Below are 15,666 nucleotides of genomic sequence, written 5' to 3'. Positions count from 1 at the left end.
GTGGTCGCTCGAAGCGACAATGGTTGGGCCCGGGGGCATGGATCGGGCCGGTGCCACATCCAGGCTAACAAACAGCCTCAGGGAGCGATTCCCTTCCCTGGGGGCGATTTCCGTCAGTCTCTGAGCAGCTCCGGAACACCGTCGGCGTCCGGCAGATCCTGCTCCCCGGACAGCACCGTGAGCCGCTGTGTCGCCCGCGTCAGGGCCACGTACAGCACCCGCAGACCGGCACCCGTGCCGGCGCCGGCACCGCCCTCGCCGCCCGCTTCGTTCGAGCCGTTCGCGTTCACGTCGTACTCGGCACGGGCGGTGCCGGCGATCTCGGCGGGCGAGACCACGAGTGTCGCGTCGTACTCAAGTCCCTTGGCCTCGAGGCTTCCCAGCGTCACGACGCGGTCGTCGAACCCGGCCAGCCATTCGCGTGCCTCGTCCCTGCGGTGCATGGGGACGACGACGCCGACGGTGCCGTCCACCTCCGCCAGTGCGCGCTCGGTCTCCTCGCGCACGGCCGCGCTCAACTCGCCCCGTACGGCTGCGAACCGGGGCCGCAGCCCCGTCGAGCGCACCGCCTTCGGGGGTGCCATGCCCGGCATCGCCAGCGCCAGCACGCGGTCCGCGAGCTCCGCGATCTCGGCGGGATTGCGGTAGTTGACGGTCAGTTCGAAGCGGCGGCGCGGCCGCGCGCCCAGTGCCTCCGTGCGTGCCTCGGCGGCCTCGTGGGTGTCGGGCCAGGAGCTCTGGGCCGGGTCGCCGACGACCGTCCAGGTGGCGTGCCGGCCGCGGCGGCCGACCATCCGCCACTGCATGGGCGTCAGATCCTGTGCCTCGTCGACGATGACGTGCGCGTAGTCGGTGCGCTCCTCCGCCTGCCGGTCCGCGCCGTCGCGGCGTGCGGAGGGGTCGCGGTCGGCCGCGGTCGTCAACTCGTCCAGCCCGGTGAGCTGTTGGAGGACCTCCTCGGGAGAGGGGTCGGTCTCGCGCCGGTGCGGCTTCGGGGGCACACCGAGCAGCACGCGGAGCTCGTCCAGAAGTGCGATGTCGTGGACGGAGAGCGGGCCGTGGCCTTGCGCGTCGAGACGGCGCAGCGAGGCGGCGACGGCGGTCACCTCGCCGGGTTCCAGCACCCGGCGCCCGCGGCTGCGGCTTCCCCTGGCGCGTGCGGACCGGCTCTGCCCGGACCGGGCGGCCCTCACGGGTACGCCCGCGATGCGCGCCAGGTTCTCCCCGTCGGCGAGCGAGGCCAGCACCCGGCGCGGCGTCAGCTCCGGCCACCACGCGTCGAGGAACGCGAGGAACTCGTCCTCGGACGAGATGTCCTCGTCGAACGCCTCGCGGGCCTCCGCCGCCAGTTCCGGGTCGGTGTAGCGGCGGCCGGCGCCCGACTTCTCCCACAGCGCGTCCAGCAGGAACCTGCGGGCGCGGGGGCGCATCAGGTTGACCGGAGCGGTGCCGCCGAGCACCTGCCGCCGTACGTGGCGCAGTTCGGCGGCGTCCAGTTCGACACGGTTGCGGAAGGCCACGACCCGCAGCGTCTGCGGCACCTCGCCGGCGTCCAGTGCGGCGCGTGCCGCCCGGTGCAGCACCTTCGCCATGCGCGCCGATCCCTTGACGCGGGCAACGCCGGGAGTGTCGTACGTCTCCGCCTCGGCGCCCTCGACGAGCGACCCGAGCGCGCGGACGGCGACCTGCCCCTCCTCGCCGAGGGAGGGCAGCACGCCTTCGGTGTACGAGACGAGCAGCGGTGTCGGGCTGACGACGAGGATGCCGCCCGCGTAGCGCCGTCTGTCCTGGTAGAGGAGGTACGCGGCGCGGTGCAGGGCCACGGCCGTCTTGCCCGTGCCCGGCCCGCCCTCGACCTCCGTGACGGACGCGGCGGGTGCACGGATGACCATGTCCTGCTCAGCCTGGATGGACGAGACGATGTCCCGCATCGCGTGCCCGCGGGCACGCCCGAGCGCGGCCATCAGCGCCCCGTCGCCGACGACGGACAGCTCCCGGCCGCCGAGGCTGGCGCTGACCTCAGGGCGCAGCAGGTCGTCCTCGACGCCGAGGACCTGGCGGCCCTTGCTGCGGATGACCCGGCGGCGTACGACCCGTCCGGGCGCGACCGGCGTCGCACGGTAGAAGGGCGCGGCGGCCGGTGCCCGCCAGTCGATGACGAGCGGGGTGTAGTCGGCGTCGAGCACGCCCATGCGCCCGACGTGGAGGGTCTCGGCGATGTCGGCGGAGCCGTCGGGGCGCACGGCGCCCTCGGCGGGCTCGATGGAGGTGTACGCGCCGTCGGCGCCCCTCTCGGCGTCCGCGCCGGGGAGCAGGTCGATGCGTCCGAAGAGGAAGTCCTCGAACTCCCGGTTCAGCCTGTTGAGGTGCACGCCGGCGCGGAAGACCTGCGCGTCCCGCTCGGCGAGCGCCCCCGGAGTGCCGACCTGTGCCCGCTTCGAGGCGTCGTCCATCAAGAACTCGGCTTCGTGGATCTTCTCCTCGAGCCGGCGGTACACCTCGTCCAGGTGCTGCTGCTCCTCGCGGATCTCCCGCTCCCGGGCGGAGTCGTGCTGCGCTGCCAACGCGGCGGCCCCCCTTCTGCGGGTTGTGCGGGTCCTGCGGGATCTGCTGGTACGGGCGCCCTTGCCGGCACTGGACGTTCGGACGGATTCCGCGGCTGCCGCAGCCGTCCACCGCGTCCGCCGTGCGTCTTCTCGGGCTCGCCCAAGGGCAGCCGTCAACCGTACGCGAACGACCATGCCCTGCGCATCTGCGGCGGGCGTCCCGGAATGAGTATCGGGGCCGGAGCGGGGCAGGAAGCCGACTACCCGGGAAGCCGAGCACGCCGGAGGACGCGCCATGAGTTCACCTCAGAGCTGGGGAGCCGCACATCAGGGTCCAGGTCCGGGCGGAGGCCCCTGGCCGGGCGGCGATCCGGGGAAGTGGGAGCCGGCACGGCCGCCGCGCAACGGGCTCGGCGTCGCGGCGCTCACGCTCGGGCTGGTGGGCGCGCTGCTGTTCTGGACGGTGCTGGGCGGCGTCGTACTCGGCCTGCTCGCACTGATCTTCGGCATCGTCGGCTTCCGCCGCGGCAAGCGGGGCGAGGCGACGAACGGCACGCTCGCCCTCGTCGGCGCGGTCATCGGGACCTTCGCCCTCGTCGGTTCGTCGGTCGTGCTGGTCTTCGTGGTCTCCGTGCTGAGCTCCGGGGACTACGAGGAACTGGAGAGCTGCATGCGCGGGGCGGCCACGGCGGCCCAGCAGGAGCAGTGCGAGCGGGACTTCGTGGACAGCATCAGCCCGTAGAGCGGCGGGCGGCGTCCTTGCCGGCGTCGCCGCTCTCCTGTTCGCCGTCGTACTTGCCGCTTTCGGCGGCCGCGTCGAGAGCCAGCCGGTAGCCCCGTTTGACGACGGTCTGGATCAGTTCCGGGGCGCCCAGCGACACCCGAAGCCGCGCCATGGCGGTCTCCACGGCGTGCTCGTCGGTTCCCGATCCGGGCAGTGCGCGCAGCAGTCCGGCCCGCGAGACCACCCAGCCCGGACGGCGGGCGAGTGCCCGCAGCAGCGCCATCCCCGCGGGCTGCACGGAGCGCAGCTCCCCGTCGACGACGACCGCACGCCCCCTGATCTCGACCCGGTGCCCGGCGACCGGCAGCGCCCGCACCCGGCCGGGCAGGCCGGTGCAGAGCAGCTGTACGAGGGGGCCGAGGCGGAAGCGTTCCGGCTGCACCGTCGGCACGTCGTTGTTCTCCAGCGGCATCGCCGTCACGGGGCCGACGCACGCGGCGAGCACGTCCGTGCGCATCGCCTCCAGCAGTGCCTCCCGTACGCCGAGACGTCCGGCGCGTTCCAGCAGCGACGCGGCGGCGGGCGCGCTCGTGAAGGTCAGCGCGTCGACGCCCCGGGCGAGCGTCGCGTCGATCAGACGGTCCACGGGAGCGATGTCCTCCGGCGGCATCCAGCGGTAGACCGGCACGCCTACGACCTCGGCGCCCGCCGCCCGCAGCGACTCCACGAAGCCGGGCAGCGGCTCGCCGTGCAGCTGCAGCGCGATGCGCCGCCCGTCCACGCCCTGTGCGAGCAGCCGGTCGAGCACCTCGGCCATCGACTCCGACTCCGGTGACCATGCCTCCTTCAACCCGGCCGCGCGGATCGCACCGCGCACCTTGGGGCCGCGGGCGAGCACCTCCACCTCGCCCAGACGCTCCAGCAGGTCCGGGCCGAAGCCCCAGCCCTCGGCGGCCTCGACCCAGCCGCGGAAGCCGATCGCCGTCGTCGCGATCACGGTGTCGGGGGCGTGCTCGACGAGGGCCTTGGTGGCGTCGAGGAGTTCGCTGTCGTCGGCGAGCGGGACGATACGCAGCGCGGGTGCGTGCAGCACCTCGGCGCCGCGGCGTTCCAGCAGCGCACCCAGCTCCTCCGCGCGGCGGGCGGCGGTGACGCCGACGGTGAAACCGGCGAGCGGCTTCACCTGCTGCCGCGCGCCCTGGGTGTGCCCTGGGTCCTGGGTGTACCCCGGGTCCTGCTCGGGGCGCGTGCGCCGTGATGTGCCCCGCGCGCCTCGTTCCGCCTGTTCGTGCATGTCGTTCTCGCTCCGCCCCTGCTCGTACCGAGTACCGAGCCTGTCAACAGCGGATGACGGGCTCGGTACTCCGGGGTTTCCCGGTTGTTACGCCGGGGGGCTCACACCCCTCACACCTCGGCGTATGCGGCAGGCTTCCGCTGCTGCCCCGGCGCCGCCGGTCCGCTGTCCGCCGTGCCCTCCGGCCCGCCCCTCGGCGCTGCCGGACGCCGCAGATACACGGCCCAGGTGACCGCGCAGCACACTCCGTAGAAGGCCAGGAAGGTGAGGTATGCCGCCGTTCCTGTCCCCACCGTCTCAAACGACTGCCGGAAGGCGAGGTTGATCCCCAGCCCGCCCAGCGCTCCGATCGCGCCGATCAGGCCCATCGCCGCGCCCGAGCGCCGCCGTCCGCTCGCCGCCGCGTCCTCGCCGGTGCGGCCGGCCGCCAGCGCCTTGGCGTGGAAGATCGCCGGGATCATCTTGTACGTCGAGCCGTTGCCGATGCCGCTCATCACGAACAGCGCGGTGAAGCCCGCCAGGAAGAACGGCAGCGACTCGCGCAGCGACGCCACCACGACGACGAGCGTCGCCCCGCCCATGGCCGCGAAGTTCCACAGCGTGATCCGCGCCCCGCCGAAGCGGTCGGCGAGCTGCCCGCCCAGCGGCCGTACGAGCGAACCCAGCAGCGGCCCGAGGAAGGTGAGCGACGCGGCCTGCAGCGGCGTGCGGGCGAACTGCGTCTGGAGCACCAGCCCGAAGGCGAAGCTGTAGCCGATGAACGAGCCGAAGGTGCCGATGTAGAGGAAGGACATGATCCAGGTGTGCGCGTCCCGCATCGCCTCCCGGGCGGCGCCGGTGTCGTTGCGTACGGGCCCGAGGTTGTCCATCCAGCGTGCGGAGCAGACTACGGCGAGCACGATCAGCGGGATGTAGACGCTCAGCAGGACGCGCGGATGGCCGGCGCCGGCGGTGGCGATCACGGCGAGCCCCGCGAGCTGCACGACGGGCACGCCGATGTTGCCGCCGCCCGCATTGACGCCGAGGGCCCAGCCCTTGCGGCGCAGCGGGAAGAAGGAGTTGATGTTGGTCATGGACGAGGCGAAGTTGCCGCCGCCGACGCCGGTGAGCAGTGCCACCGCCATGAAGGTCGAGTAGGACGTGCCGGGTTCCATCACCAGCCACGCCGCCGCCGTCGGGAGCAGCAGCATGCCCGCGCTGATCACCGTCCAGTTGCGGCCGCCGAAGCGGGCGACGGCGAAGGTGTACGGCACGCGGCACACCGCGCCGACCAGCGTCGCCATGGCGACCAGCAGGAACTTGCCCGACGGGTCGACGCCGTACTCGGGGCCCATGAACAGCACCAGGACCGACCACAGTGTCCAGACGGAGAAGCCGATGTGCTCGGAGAAGACGGAGAGCAGGAGGTTGCGGTGGGCGACGCGTTCGCCGCTCTCCCGCCAGAACGTCTCGTCCTCGGGCTCCCAGCGCTCGATCCAGCGGCCCTTCCGGGGTGTGTCCGGTGTGCTGCCGGTCTCGTGTGTGCTGCCGGGCGCAGCGGTCGCACGGGTCGCGGGTGTCATGGCGCCTCCACAGTTCTCCGGGTGTCGCACCCGAAGCTAGGGATGCCGCGTTTCGGTGCCGTGCTGCGAGGTGTCGCGCAGGAAACCTTGCGCTCACCTGCCGCTGTCGGCGCCGGTGAGAGACGGTGCGGGTACGCCGCCCGCCTCGGGGGCGGCCGCCGGGGGCGTCTTCGTACGGGGCCACAGCCGCGCCCGTCGGCGCGCGGCCACGTCCTCCGCCCATCCGAACGCCGCGATCAGCAGCGCCACCAGCGGCCAGACGGCCAGGAACATCAGCACGCCGTACGAGCTCTCCAGCGCTCCCGACAGCCCTTGCGAATCCGCTACAGCCGGAACGCGCCACAGCAGGTCCAGCAGCGGCACCGTCGCGATCAGCGCCGGCTGGTGCCACAGATAGAGGGTGACGGCACGGGAGTTGGCCAGCGTGACGGGACGCTCCAGCCGGCCGAGCGGCCCCGGCAGCCGGTTCCAGGACGGGCTGATCCGGAGCAGCAGCAGACAGAAGCCGAACGACCAGAGGGCCTGGCCGAGCGGGATGTCGTTGAGGTCCCAGCCGTCCTCGCCGGGGTGGCCGCCGGCCCACCACAGGCCGGCCGCCATCGCCAAGGGGGCGGCGAGCGCGACGGCGTACGCGGGGACGCGCCGCAGCAGTCCGTCGTGGTGCGCGAAGCCGAGCAGCCAGCAGGAGCCGTACACCGCGAAGTCGGTGACGGCCTCGCCCGTCTCGCCGGGGACGCGCACCAGCCCGGTACCGAGGACGGCGGTGAGCGCGAGCGGCGTGAGCAGCGTCACCCACGGCAGCCGCCGGAAGGCGCGCAGCAGCAGCGGCGAGGCCAGCACGAACCACAGGTAGGCGCGCAGATACCACAGCGGCCCGGCCGCCTCCATCGCCCAACTGACGTCCAGCAGGCCGCCGTCGGCGCCGATCTGCTCCGGGTACGGCGGGCTGCCGAGCGGCACGATCCAGCAGAGGAGGCGCAGCCAGCCGCCCGCACCGCCTTGGCCCGGCCGCCATCCCTGCACGAAGAGCACCGTCAGCAGCACGGCACCGTACAGCCACAGCGGCAGCAGCAGCCTCCGTGCCCTGCCGCGTACGACTCCGAGGGCGGTTCCGGCGGGCCGTCCCAGTGACCGCGCCATAAGGGAACCGGCGAGCGCGAACATCACGCCCATGGACGGGAAGAGGAACGTCAGCCACGCCCAGCTGAAGGTGTGGTACACGACGACGCGCACCAGGGCGACGGCCCGCAGCAGGTCCAGATAGCGGTCGCGTACGGGCGCGGAGGCGGCGGTGGTGACGGAGCCGGCGGACGGGGGCGCGTGCACGGGCGCGGGCCCGGACGGCGGGGCGCCCGGTGGCGCACCGGACGTCCGCCGGTGCGCGGCGCGGTGGTTGCTCATCCGACGGAGCTCTTCTCCCGCGTTCCCCGCTCCCCCACCGCCTGCGCCGGGGCCGCCACGGGCGCCGCGGGCGCCACGGCCGACGCCGTGGCCGGTGCGCCCGCCGCCACGGGCGCCGCGCTCATCAGCCCCGTACGGCGCAGCTTCTGCCACCGCAGCCGTCCGCCGGTCAGCGCAGTGATCCACGACTGCATCAGCACCACGTACATCAACTGCCTGTACAGCAGCTGTTGCAGCGGCAGTGTCAGCAGCGGCGCCAGACGCTCGCGGTCCAGCCGGAACGCGTACGCCGCGCACAGCCCTTGCACCACCAGCACTGCCAGCCATGCGCCCGCAGTCTTCAGCGTCGGCCCGAAGACCAGCCCGTAGACGAGGAAGACGTCGATCAGCGGCGCCAGCAGCGGCGCCAGCACCGTGAACATCGAGACCAGCGGCAGTCCCACCCGTCCGAAGCGCCCCGACGGGCCGCGCTCCAGCACCGCGCGCCGGTGCTTCCAGATCGCCTGCATGGTGCCGTAGCTCCAGCGGTAACGCTGCGACCACAGCTGCTTGACCGTCCCGGGCGCCTCCGTCCAGGCGCGCGCCCGCTCCTCGTACACCACGCGCCAGCCGTCGCGATGGAGCGCCATCGTTACGTCGGTGTCCTCGGCGAGCGTGTCGTCGCTCATGCCGCCGACGCGCTCAAGTGCCGTACGCCGGAAGGCTCCGACGGCGCCGGGGATGGTGGGCATGCAGCGCAGCACGTCGTACATGCGGCGGTCGAGGTTGAAGCCCATCACGTACTCGATGTGCTGCCACGCGCCGATCAGCCTGCGGCGGTTGCCCACCTTGGCGTTGCCTGCGACGGCGCCCACGCGCGGATCGGCGAAGGGCTGGACGAGCTCGCGCACCGTCGAGGGTTCGAAGACGGTGTCGCCGTCCATCATCACGATCAGGTCGTACGAGGCGTGCCGCAGGCCGTTGTTGAGGGCGGAGGGCTTGCCCGAGTTCGCCTGGCGCAGCACGCGCACGCCCGGCAGGCCGAGCGCCTCGACGATGCCGGCGGTGCCGTCCGTCGAGCCGTCGTCGACGACGATCACTTCGAGCGGGTGGTCGCTGGCGGCGAGTGAGAGCACGGTGTCCGCGATGCACTCGCGCTCGTTGTACGCGGGCACCAGCACGGTGACGGGCTTCGTGGCGGGATCCGCGGCGGGATCCGTGACCGCCCGCGGTTCACCGCCGGGCGGTCCGCGCCGCCGTACGCGCCGCACATGCACCGTCGACAGCACGAGCATCAGCACGAACCGCGCGACGACCAGGACGCCGACCGCGATCAGCGCCACCACGAGCACACCCATCGCGTTGTCGGACACTCCGACCGCCGCGACGAAGGCGCGGCCCTTCCACAAGTCCGGCCCGTGCTGCGCCGAGTGCGGGCTCGGAGCCCCCAACGCCTCGGTCAGCCGCGGGAATTCGTAACCCTGCGCCTGCAGATCCGGCAGCATCCGGTCCAGCGCCGCCACCGTCTGCGAACGGTCGCCCCCGGCGTCGTGCATCAGCACGACCGCGCCCTTGCCGGGCTGTTGAGGCGTGGCGCGCCGCACGATCTCGTCCACGCCGGGACGCGCCCAGTCCTTGCTGTCGGTGTCGATGAACGCGGTGATGTAGCCCTGGCTCGCGACCTCACGGATGACCGGCCACGACTTGTCGTCGAGCGCATCGGCGGTGGAGGAGTAAGGCGGCCGGAACAACGAAGTGTGCACGCCCGCCGCGCCCGCCAACGCGAGCTGGCTCTGGGCGAGTTCACGCTGGACGCGGGAGGAGGACTGGTAGGAGAGATCGGGGTGGTTGAAGGTGTGCAGCCCGACCTCGTGGCCCTCCTCCACCATCCGCCGGACCAGTTCCGGGTAGCGGGCGGTCATGGTCCCGGTGACGAAGAAGACGGCGTGCGCGTCGTGTTCGGCGAGCTCGTCGAGGACCTTCGGCGTCCACTCCGGGTCGGGGCCGTCGTCGAAGGTGAGCACGATCTTGTGGTCCGGCACCCGGTGGCTGACCGGCCGCTCGCCGCGTGCGTCGAGCACGGGCCCTCCGGAGAGGACCTTCTCCGGTACGTCGCCGGTGGGGGCAGGGGGCCGTACGCGGTGGTCGGCGAGGAATTCGCTGTGCACGTAGCCGCGCAGCAGCAGCATCACCACGACGACGACGAGCAGCACCGAGGGGAGCAGGTAACGCAGCGGCAGCCGCCGCCTCTTGGTCGGGGCGGCGGCTGCGTTCCGGTGCCTCACTCGGCACCTGCCGCCGTGGCACTGCTCGTACGGCTGCCGCCGCCGAGCCCGTCGAGGATCTGGTCCAGGATGCCGCCCTGCGGCGAGGGGTCCGGGGACCCTGAGGATTCCGAGGGGCTCGGTTCGGGTTCGGTGGGTGCGCCGCCGCCGGTGGAGCCTGCGGAACCAGAACCGGAGCCCGAGCCCCCGCCGTTCGCGGGCTCGGCGGGCGGTTTCGCGCTGGACGTGCCGCCCTGGCCATCGTTCTTTCCGTCCGTGCCATCGCTCTTGGGGGCGCCTTGTGCCGGCGCCTTCTTCGCGGACGAACGGGCAGCGGGTGAGCTCTCCGACGAACTCCCCGGCGTACGCGCCCCGTTGGCGCCGGGTGCGCCCGGCGTTGCGGACCCGCCGGGACTCGGCTCGCCGGAGCGGCTCGCCACCGCCCCCGGGAGCTGCCTGTGCGCGTCGTCGCCCCGCTCCGGAACGACGCGGGCAGCGCCGCGCCTGTCGTTGCCGTCGCCCGGGATCAGCACCCCCCAAGGTGCCTCGGAGTTCCCCCCGATCACACTCACCGCCACGACCAGTGCGTAGCCGCCGCCGAGCGTCCCCAAGGCCAGGCCGAGCCGACGCCAAGTGCGGCGCCGCCCACCGCTGTTGTCCACGAAGACGGGTACTGCGCCGTCGTCCGGCTGTCCCTCTGATTCAGTTGCCATGTCACCTCCGCGCGCTCCCCCAAAATCGGGTGAGCACGCCCCCTCCTAGTTGAAGGAGAAAATGTAGCGCAGATGTGAAGGCAGAAATGTGATTAGTCGGGTTTTTTGCCTACTCATTGGACAACTCGGTGACAAGCCTGTTACAGGCCGAACTCGATCCACACGATCTTGCCCGGGTCCCGCCGCTCGACGCCGCACTTGTCCGCCGGCTCCGCGACGAGCCTCAGCCCGCGCCCGCCCGCCTCCAACTCGTCCTCCCCGTCCGGGATTTGCGGCCACCCCGGCCCGCTGTCGTGCACCTCGACCCGGCACAGCCCGCCGGCGACCCGGAACCTGCGCATGCTGGAGCACAACGGCCTCGTCGAGCGGAAGGCAAGCTCCACCCGTACCCGACCAGAACGCCGAGCGCGGAGCCCGGAAATGACGTCGCCCTCGTGCGGGTACGGCAATAGCCTTCGCTGCTGTGAGCACTGTGCAGCGGATTCATGACGTCCTTGTCCTGATGTGCGCCCGCGAGGGCGAGACCATCGGCAGCGAAGGCGACGTGCTGGATTGCATCGGAGATGCGTGGTACCAGGGTGCTCATTGGGTCGTCATTCCGGCCGAGCGGCTGGACGAAGCGTTCTTCAGTCTGCGCACGCGGATCGCCGGGGAGATCATCCAGAAGTTCGCCAACTATCGCCTCGGTGTCGCGATTCTCGGCGACATCTCCCGTCACACGGAGGCCAGCCCGGCTCTGCGGGACTTCGTGCGGGAGTGCAATCAGGGCCGCCAGACGTGGTTCCTGAGCGACATCCAGGCGCTGCGGAGGCGCCTGAGCACCTGAGGCCGCCTCATCGAGGGAACCGGGCCCGAAGCGTTCACTGGGCATCCGTACGATCGGGGACTGCGAAGGCGCACATCAGCTTGACGGAGGAGAGCATCCGGCATGGCCATCATCCACCACACCACCGTCAAGCCGACCAAGCTCGAACTGCTCGCCTCGTGGCTTCCCTCCCGTGCGTGGTACCGCGGCGGCACGGGCGAACCGGAGTTGGCCAAGGCGGGCGGCTTCCGGTTGGACGATCCGGAGGGTGAGGTGGGGATCGAGTTCATGGTGGTCACCGACACCTCCGGCGCCACGCCGGTCACGTATCTGGTGCCGCTCACCTATCGCGGCGCCCCGCTCGACGGGGCGGACCACGCCCTCATCGGCACCATGGAGCACGGAGTGCTCGGGCCGCGCTGGGCCTACGACGGTTGCCACGACCCGGTGCTGGTCGGCCAGTTGGTCGCCCTGATCGAGGGCCGGGCCGAGGCGCAGGCCCAGAGCATCACCGACACCCCGGACCGGGAGATCACCCGCTTCAGCACAGGTGACGGGACGCATGCGGACTTCACCGCCGCCCCCGCGGCAACCGACGATCAAGAGGGCACCGAGCTGGACCTCCTCCCGCACGGCAGCACCCTCCGTCTGCACCGGGTGCTGCAGCCCGCACCGGACGACCCGCCGCAGCTTCGGCAAGGAGCGCGCGGCCACGTCGCGGGTCCCTGGCAGATGCCGGACGGCAGCCGCGCACGCGCACTGTTCGCCGTACTGCGCTCAAGGCCTGACGCCCGGTGAGTCGGCACCGGCACGCATACGCGCACTTAGGCACGGTCGGCACCCAGGGCACGATCGGCCGGTTGTGAGCCGGCGAGGCTGAATTCGAGCCAGGCGCATAGACGCCGAAGCAGGGCGCGGACGGACGAAGTCGAAGGTCTGGAGCTGCGCAGACATCACGATCCGGATCCGATCAGGACGTGCGGCCTCGGATTCCCTCGCCAGTACGCGCCGCGCCTTCCTAGGCTCCAGCAGCCCCACCCTGAGCTTCAGCTTCTCCAACCCGAAATGTGGCCACGTACGCGGCATGAGCCGGCGTCGCTTGCGGTCGCTTCCCAGCACAGGGAGTAAGAAATGTTCGCCCTGACCGTCCCAACCATGCTCACCTTCGGAGTCTTTCTGATCGCGATGGTCATGGTCGGCGTGATGACGCACGGAGAAACGGCCACGTTCGACGACTTCACCGTCGGCAGCCGTCAACTCAGCGCCCCGGCAGCGGCCCTGTCCGCCGGAGCAGCCGACATGTCCGGCTGGCTGTTTCTGGGCCTGCCCGGCGCCGTGTACGCGGCCGGGATCGGTGCCACGTGGATCGCCGTCGGCCTGATCATCGGCACCTATCTCAACTGGCGTCTTGTCGCACCCCGTTTGCGCGTCTACACCGAGCGGGTCGGTGCCGTGACCCTGCCGTCGTACCTGGAGAAACGTTTCGAAGACCGGAGCAGGGTGATACGGCTCCTCTCGGCCACCGTCACCGTCGTGTTCTTCACCGTCTACGTCGCCAGCGGGCTGGTCGCCTGCGGTCTCCTGGCCGACGAGATATTCGGCGCCGGCTTCGAGTTGGGACTCACCGTCTTCGCCGTGGTGATCGTCATCTACACAATCCTCGGCGGCTTCCGGGCCCTGAGCATCAGCCACTCCATACAGGGCACGCTGATGTTCCTCACGGCGGTCACTCTCCCCACGATCGCCGTCTGGAAGCTCGGCGGTTTCGACGCCCTGCAGAGTCAACTCACCGCCGCGGCCCCTGCACTGCTCGACCCTGGGACCAAGGCGTCCTTCGCCGACAAGACGTGGACGGCGGGCGAGCCGCTCGGGGCCGTCGGATTGATCTCACTGCTCGCCTGGGGGCTCGGCTACTTCGGCCAGCCCCACATCCTGACCCGCTTCATGAGTATCCGCAGCACACGGGAGATACCGCTGGCCCGCCGTCTGGGCGTGGGCTGGGTGACCGCCGTCCTGGTGGGCGCGTCCCTCATCGGGCTTGCCGGGATCGCCGCGCTCGACAAGCCGCTGGGCAACCCGGAGACGGTCGTCATCAAGCTCTCCGCGGACCTGACCTCGCCCTGGATCGCGGCGCTCCTGCTGGTGGCCGTGCTGGCCGCGATCAAGTCCACGGCGGACAGCCAGCTGCTGGTCTCGGCCACGTCCCTCACGGAGGACCTCTGCCGTGCGTTCCTCAAGCGGCAGCCCTCCGACGGGTTTCTGCTGATGATCGGGCGTCTGAGCGTGCTGGCCGTGGCGCTGGTGGCCTATGTGATCGCGCTGAGCGGCGGCGCAGTGCTCGACATCGTCGCGTACGCATGGGCGGGATTCGGCGCGGCCTTCGGTCCGGTGATCCTCCTGTCGCTGTTCTGGCCGCGGATGACGGCGGCCGGAGCGAAGGCCGGAATGCTCACCGGTGCCCTCACCGTGCTCCTGTGGAAGGAGATCGACCCGCTCCTCGGGCCGCTGGAAACGGGCGTCTACGCGATGGTGCCCGGCGTCCTCACCGCCACCGCGGCCGCACTGATCTTCGGCAAGTTCGCCGGGCGTCGCCCGACGCGCGACTGGACCAGCACGGCACAGGACGACACTCCCCAGGCCGCGCCGGAAACCCGGGACCGGTCGTCCTCGTACCCCTCGTACCCCTCGTCGCCCATGGGCGGCACAGGGAGGTGACTCGGGCCGCTCAAGTGGCAGCACTGACGGCCGGGCAAGTGCGAGGCCCCGTCGGTCGGTTCCGACGGGGCCTCCCGCACGCCGTAGGCCTACCGCGCCGGGACGGCACGCGCAGGCGTCCGCAGCGAAAAACCGCTGGCCGGATTCCGGGCCGGGCGCCAGGCTGGCGCAATGCCCGACTCCGCCGCACCCAGCGACCACCGGCATGACGGCAGTTCGCCCGGGGACGGCGGACCTCTCCTCGGGCTGACGGGTCACACGCTGATCGCACACCCGACGACCGAGGCCGGCTCCCCCAGGCCCGCGCGCCGCCGGCCGCAGCGGGCGATCCCGCGCCGACTCACCCCGTACGCACGGCTGTTCGCGGTGCCGGGGGCCCGCGCCTTCACGGCGGGCAACATGCTCGCCCGGCTGCCCATGGGGATGTTCACCGTCTCCGCGGTCATCATGATCGCGACCACCCGGGGCTCGTACGCGCTGGCTGGAGTCGTGAGCGCGACCGGGCTCGCCGCGACCGCCGTCGTGGGGCCGCTGACCGCGCGGCTGATCGACCGGCACGGGCAGGCGCGTATCGCTCTGCCCGCCGCGCTGATCGCAGCCACTGGAGCGGTGTCGCTGGCAGCGTGCGTACGGTTCGGGGCGCCGGACTGGACGCTGTTCACCTCGTACGCCGCGACCGCCACGACGCCCAACACCGGCGGCATGTCCCGGGCCCGCTGGGCGCACATCTTCCGTACCGACCCCGCTGCCCGGCACACGGCCAACTCCTTCGAACAGGCCGCCGACGAGCTGTGTTTCGTGGGCGGTCCGCCCCTTGCCGCCCTCATGTGCACCGTGCTCTTCCCGGAAGCGGGGACGCTGGCCGGAGCCGTGCTGCTTCTGGCGGGCATGCTGATCTTCACCCGGCAACGGGGCACCGAGCCGCCGGTGGCACGGAGGACCACTGCCGATCCGGCTCCGCCGCCACTCCAACTGCCCGCGCTGCTCCCGCTGTTGGCCACGTTCCTGTGCGTCGGTGTCGTGTTCGGCTCGATGGAGGTCGCGACGATCGCCTTCGCCGACGGGCGGGGGCAACAAGGGGCGGCGGGCGTCGTGCTCGCCCTCCATGCCTTGGGCTCCGCGGTGACGGGTCTCCTCATCGGCACGGCCCGGCCGCCGGCGGGCCCGATCGCGCGGCGGTTCGCGCTGTGCGTCTGCCTGATGGCCTTCCTGGCGCTCGTGTCATTCGCCGCGGCGAGCACCGGGAGCCTTCTGCTGCTCGGGGCGGCCCTGCTCGTCGCCGGCATGGCGGCGGCGCCCGCGATGGTGACGGGCATGACCCTCATCCAGGAGACCGTCCCCGCGGCGCGGCTGAACGAGGGCATGACCTGGGCCGTCACCGCCCTGCTGAGCGGCATCGCGGCGGGATCGGCGGCCGCGGGCTGGGTGGCCGAACATCTGCCGGTGCCCACAGCGTTCACGGTTCCGCCGACGGCGGCGCTCCTCGCGGCGGCCGCGGCTTCCTCCGCGCTCGTGCGGGCCCGGCCGGGGTGGGTCAAGTGGCGTGCAGAGCAGGCGAGTCGGTGACCTGTACGGCGCCCACGTGCCGTCCTCAGAGCGAGACGCGGCGGCGCGCGTCGATCCCTGAGCCGTACTTCGGGTCCCGGCCGGGGATGTGCACCTC

The 15,666-nt window shown here is 71.9% G+C and carries 12 protein-coding genes; 5 read left to right on the top strand and 7 right to left on the bottom strand.

Going from position 1 to position 15,666, the window contains the following annotated elements:
* Positions 1 to 113 precede the first annotated feature (113 nt).
* Positions 114 to 2,564 carry a HelD family protein gene (locus ACSMXX_RS21040; RefSeq protein ID WP_473180256.1) on the bottom strand — a complete coding sequence of 817 codons (2,451 nt, stop codon included), beginning with the start codon at positions 2,562 to 2,564 and terminating at the stop codon, positions 114 to 116.
* Positions 2,565 to 2,841: 277 nt separating this feature from the next.
* Here ACSMXX_RS21040 and ACSMXX_RS21035 point away from each other — a divergent pair, with 277 nt between their 5' ends.
* The gene (locus ACSMXX_RS21035; protein ID WP_473180255.1) at positions 2,842 to 3,288 is read left to right on the top strand and encodes a DUF4190 domain-containing protein; all 447 of its coding nucleotides are present in this window, start codon (positions 2,842 to 2,844) and stop codon (positions 3,286 to 3,288) included.
* Here the strand turns inward: ACSMXX_RS21035 and ACSMXX_RS21030 are convergent.
* The 6 genes from ACSMXX_RS21030 to ACSMXX_RS21005 all read right to left on the bottom strand — a co-directional run bounded on the left by ACSMXX_RS21030 (position 3,278) and on the right by ACSMXX_RS21005 (position 10,932).
* Complete coding sequence (locus ACSMXX_RS21030; protein WP_473180254.1) at positions 3,278 to 4,564, bottom strand: uroporphyrinogen-III synthase; 1,287 nt, start codon at positions 4,562 to 4,564, stop codon at positions 3,278 to 3,280. The genes ACSMXX_RS21035 and ACSMXX_RS21030 overlap by 11 nt on opposite strands.
* Before the next feature lie 110 nt (positions 4,565 to 4,674).
* A complete protein-coding gene (locus tag ACSMXX_RS21025) occupies positions 4,675 to 6,126 on the bottom strand; it encodes an MFS transporter (protein WP_473180253.1) in 1,452 nt (483 codons plus the stop codon).
* A 93-nt stretch (positions 6,127 to 6,219) separates the two neighbouring features.
* The gene (locus tag ACSMXX_RS21020) at positions 6,220 to 7,527 is read right to left on the bottom strand and encodes an acyltransferase family protein (protein WP_473180252.1); all 1,308 of its coding nucleotides are present in this window, start codon (positions 7,525 to 7,527) and stop codon (positions 6,220 to 6,222) included.
* Positions 7,524 to 9,695, bottom strand: a complete 2,172-nt coding sequence (locus tag ACSMXX_RS21015) for a bifunctional polysaccharide deacetylase/glycosyltransferase family 2 protein (protein WP_473184886.1) — start codon at positions 9,693 to 9,695, stop codon at positions 7,524 to 7,526. Before ACSMXX_RS21015 ends, ACSMXX_RS21020 begins: the two co-directional genes overlap by 4 nt.
* Before the next feature lie 92 nt (positions 9,696 to 9,787).
* Complete coding sequence (locus tag ACSMXX_RS21010; protein ID WP_473180251.1) at positions 9,788 to 10,483, bottom strand: hypothetical protein; 696 nt, start codon at positions 10,481 to 10,483, stop codon at positions 9,788 to 9,790.
* Between the two features lie 140 nt (positions 10,484 to 10,623).
* Positions 10,624 to 10,932, bottom strand: coding sequence for an ATP-binding protein (locus ACSMXX_RS21005; RefSeq protein WP_473180250.1), 309 nt, complete (start codon positions 10,930 to 10,932; stop codon positions 10,624 to 10,626).
* Positions 10,933 to 10,946: 14 nt separating this feature from the next.
* Here ACSMXX_RS21005 and ACSMXX_RS21000 point away from each other — a divergent pair, with 14 nt between their 5' ends.
* The 4 genes from ACSMXX_RS21000 (at position 10,947) to ACSMXX_RS20985 (ending at position 15,569) form a co-directional block, all read left to right on the top strand.
* Positions 10,947 to 11,309: a DUF4180 domain-containing protein gene (locus tag ACSMXX_RS21000; protein ID WP_473180249.1), complete on the top strand. Its 363-nt coding sequence runs from the start codon at positions 10,947 to 10,949 to the stop codon at positions 11,307 to 11,309.
* A gap of 102 nt (positions 11,310 to 11,411) precedes the next feature.
* Positions 11,412 to 12,086, top strand: a complete 675-nt coding sequence (locus ACSMXX_RS20995; protein ID WP_473180248.1) for a maltokinase N-terminal cap-like domain-containing protein — start codon at positions 11,412 to 11,414, stop codon at positions 12,084 to 12,086.
* Positions 12,087 to 12,419: 333 nt separating this feature from the next.
* A complete protein-coding gene (gene putP, locus ACSMXX_RS20990) occupies positions 12,420 to 14,003 on the top strand; it encodes a sodium/proline symporter PutP (protein WP_473180247.1) in 1,584 nt (527 codons plus the stop codon).
* Positions 14,004 to 14,174: 171 nt separating this feature from the next.
* Complete coding sequence (locus tag ACSMXX_RS20985) at positions 14,175 to 15,569, top strand: MFS transporter (protein WP_473180246.1); 1,395 nt, start codon at positions 14,175 to 14,177, stop codon at positions 15,567 to 15,569.
* Positions 15,570 to 15,666: the final 97 nt, after the last annotated feature.

The organism is Streptomyces sp. DSM 116795 (genome assembly GCF_055792905.1).
Note: the sequence above shows the minus strand (reverse complement) of the source record. Positions and strands in the feature narration are given on the sequence as shown.

What these genes read in the sequence shown, in the direction of transcription:
- ACSMXX_RS21010 (WP_473180251.1), bottom strand. Translation starts at nt 10,483, where the DNA reads ATGGCAACTGAATCAGAGGGACAGCCGGACGACGGCGCAGTACCCGTC.
- ACSMXX_RS20985 (WP_473180246.1), top strand. Translation starts at nt 14,175, where the DNA reads ATGCCCGACTCCGCCGCACCCAGCGACCACCGGCATGACGGCAGTTCG.
- ACSMXX_RS21025 (WP_473180253.1), bottom strand. Translation starts at nt 6,126, where the DNA reads ATGACACCCGCGACCCGTGCGACCGCTGCGCCCGGCAGCACACACGAG.
- ACSMXX_RS21015 (WP_473184886.1), bottom strand. Translation starts at nt 9,695, where the DNA reads ATGCTGCTGCTGCGCGGCTACGTGCACAGCGAATTCCTCGCCGACCAC.
- ACSMXX_RS21020 (WP_473180252.1), bottom strand. Translation starts at nt 7,527, where the DNA reads ATGAGCAACCACCGCGCCGCGCACCGGCGGACGTCCGGTGCGCCACCG.
- putP (WP_473180247.1), top strand. Translation starts at nt 12,420, where the DNA reads ATGTTCGCCCTGACCGTCCCAACCATGCTCACCTTCGGAGTCTTTCTG.
- ACSMXX_RS21030 (WP_473180254.1), bottom strand. Translation starts at nt 4,564, where the DNA reads ATGCACGAACAGGCGGAACGAGGCGCGCGGGGCACATCACGGCGCACG.
- ACSMXX_RS20995 (WP_473180248.1), top strand. Translation starts at nt 11,412, where the DNA reads ATGGCCATCATCCACCACACCACCGTCAAGCCGACCAAGCTCGAACTG.
- ACSMXX_RS21035 (WP_473180255.1), top strand. Translation starts at nt 2,842, where the DNA reads ATGAGTTCACCTCAGAGCTGGGGAGCCGCACATCAGGGTCCAGGTCCG.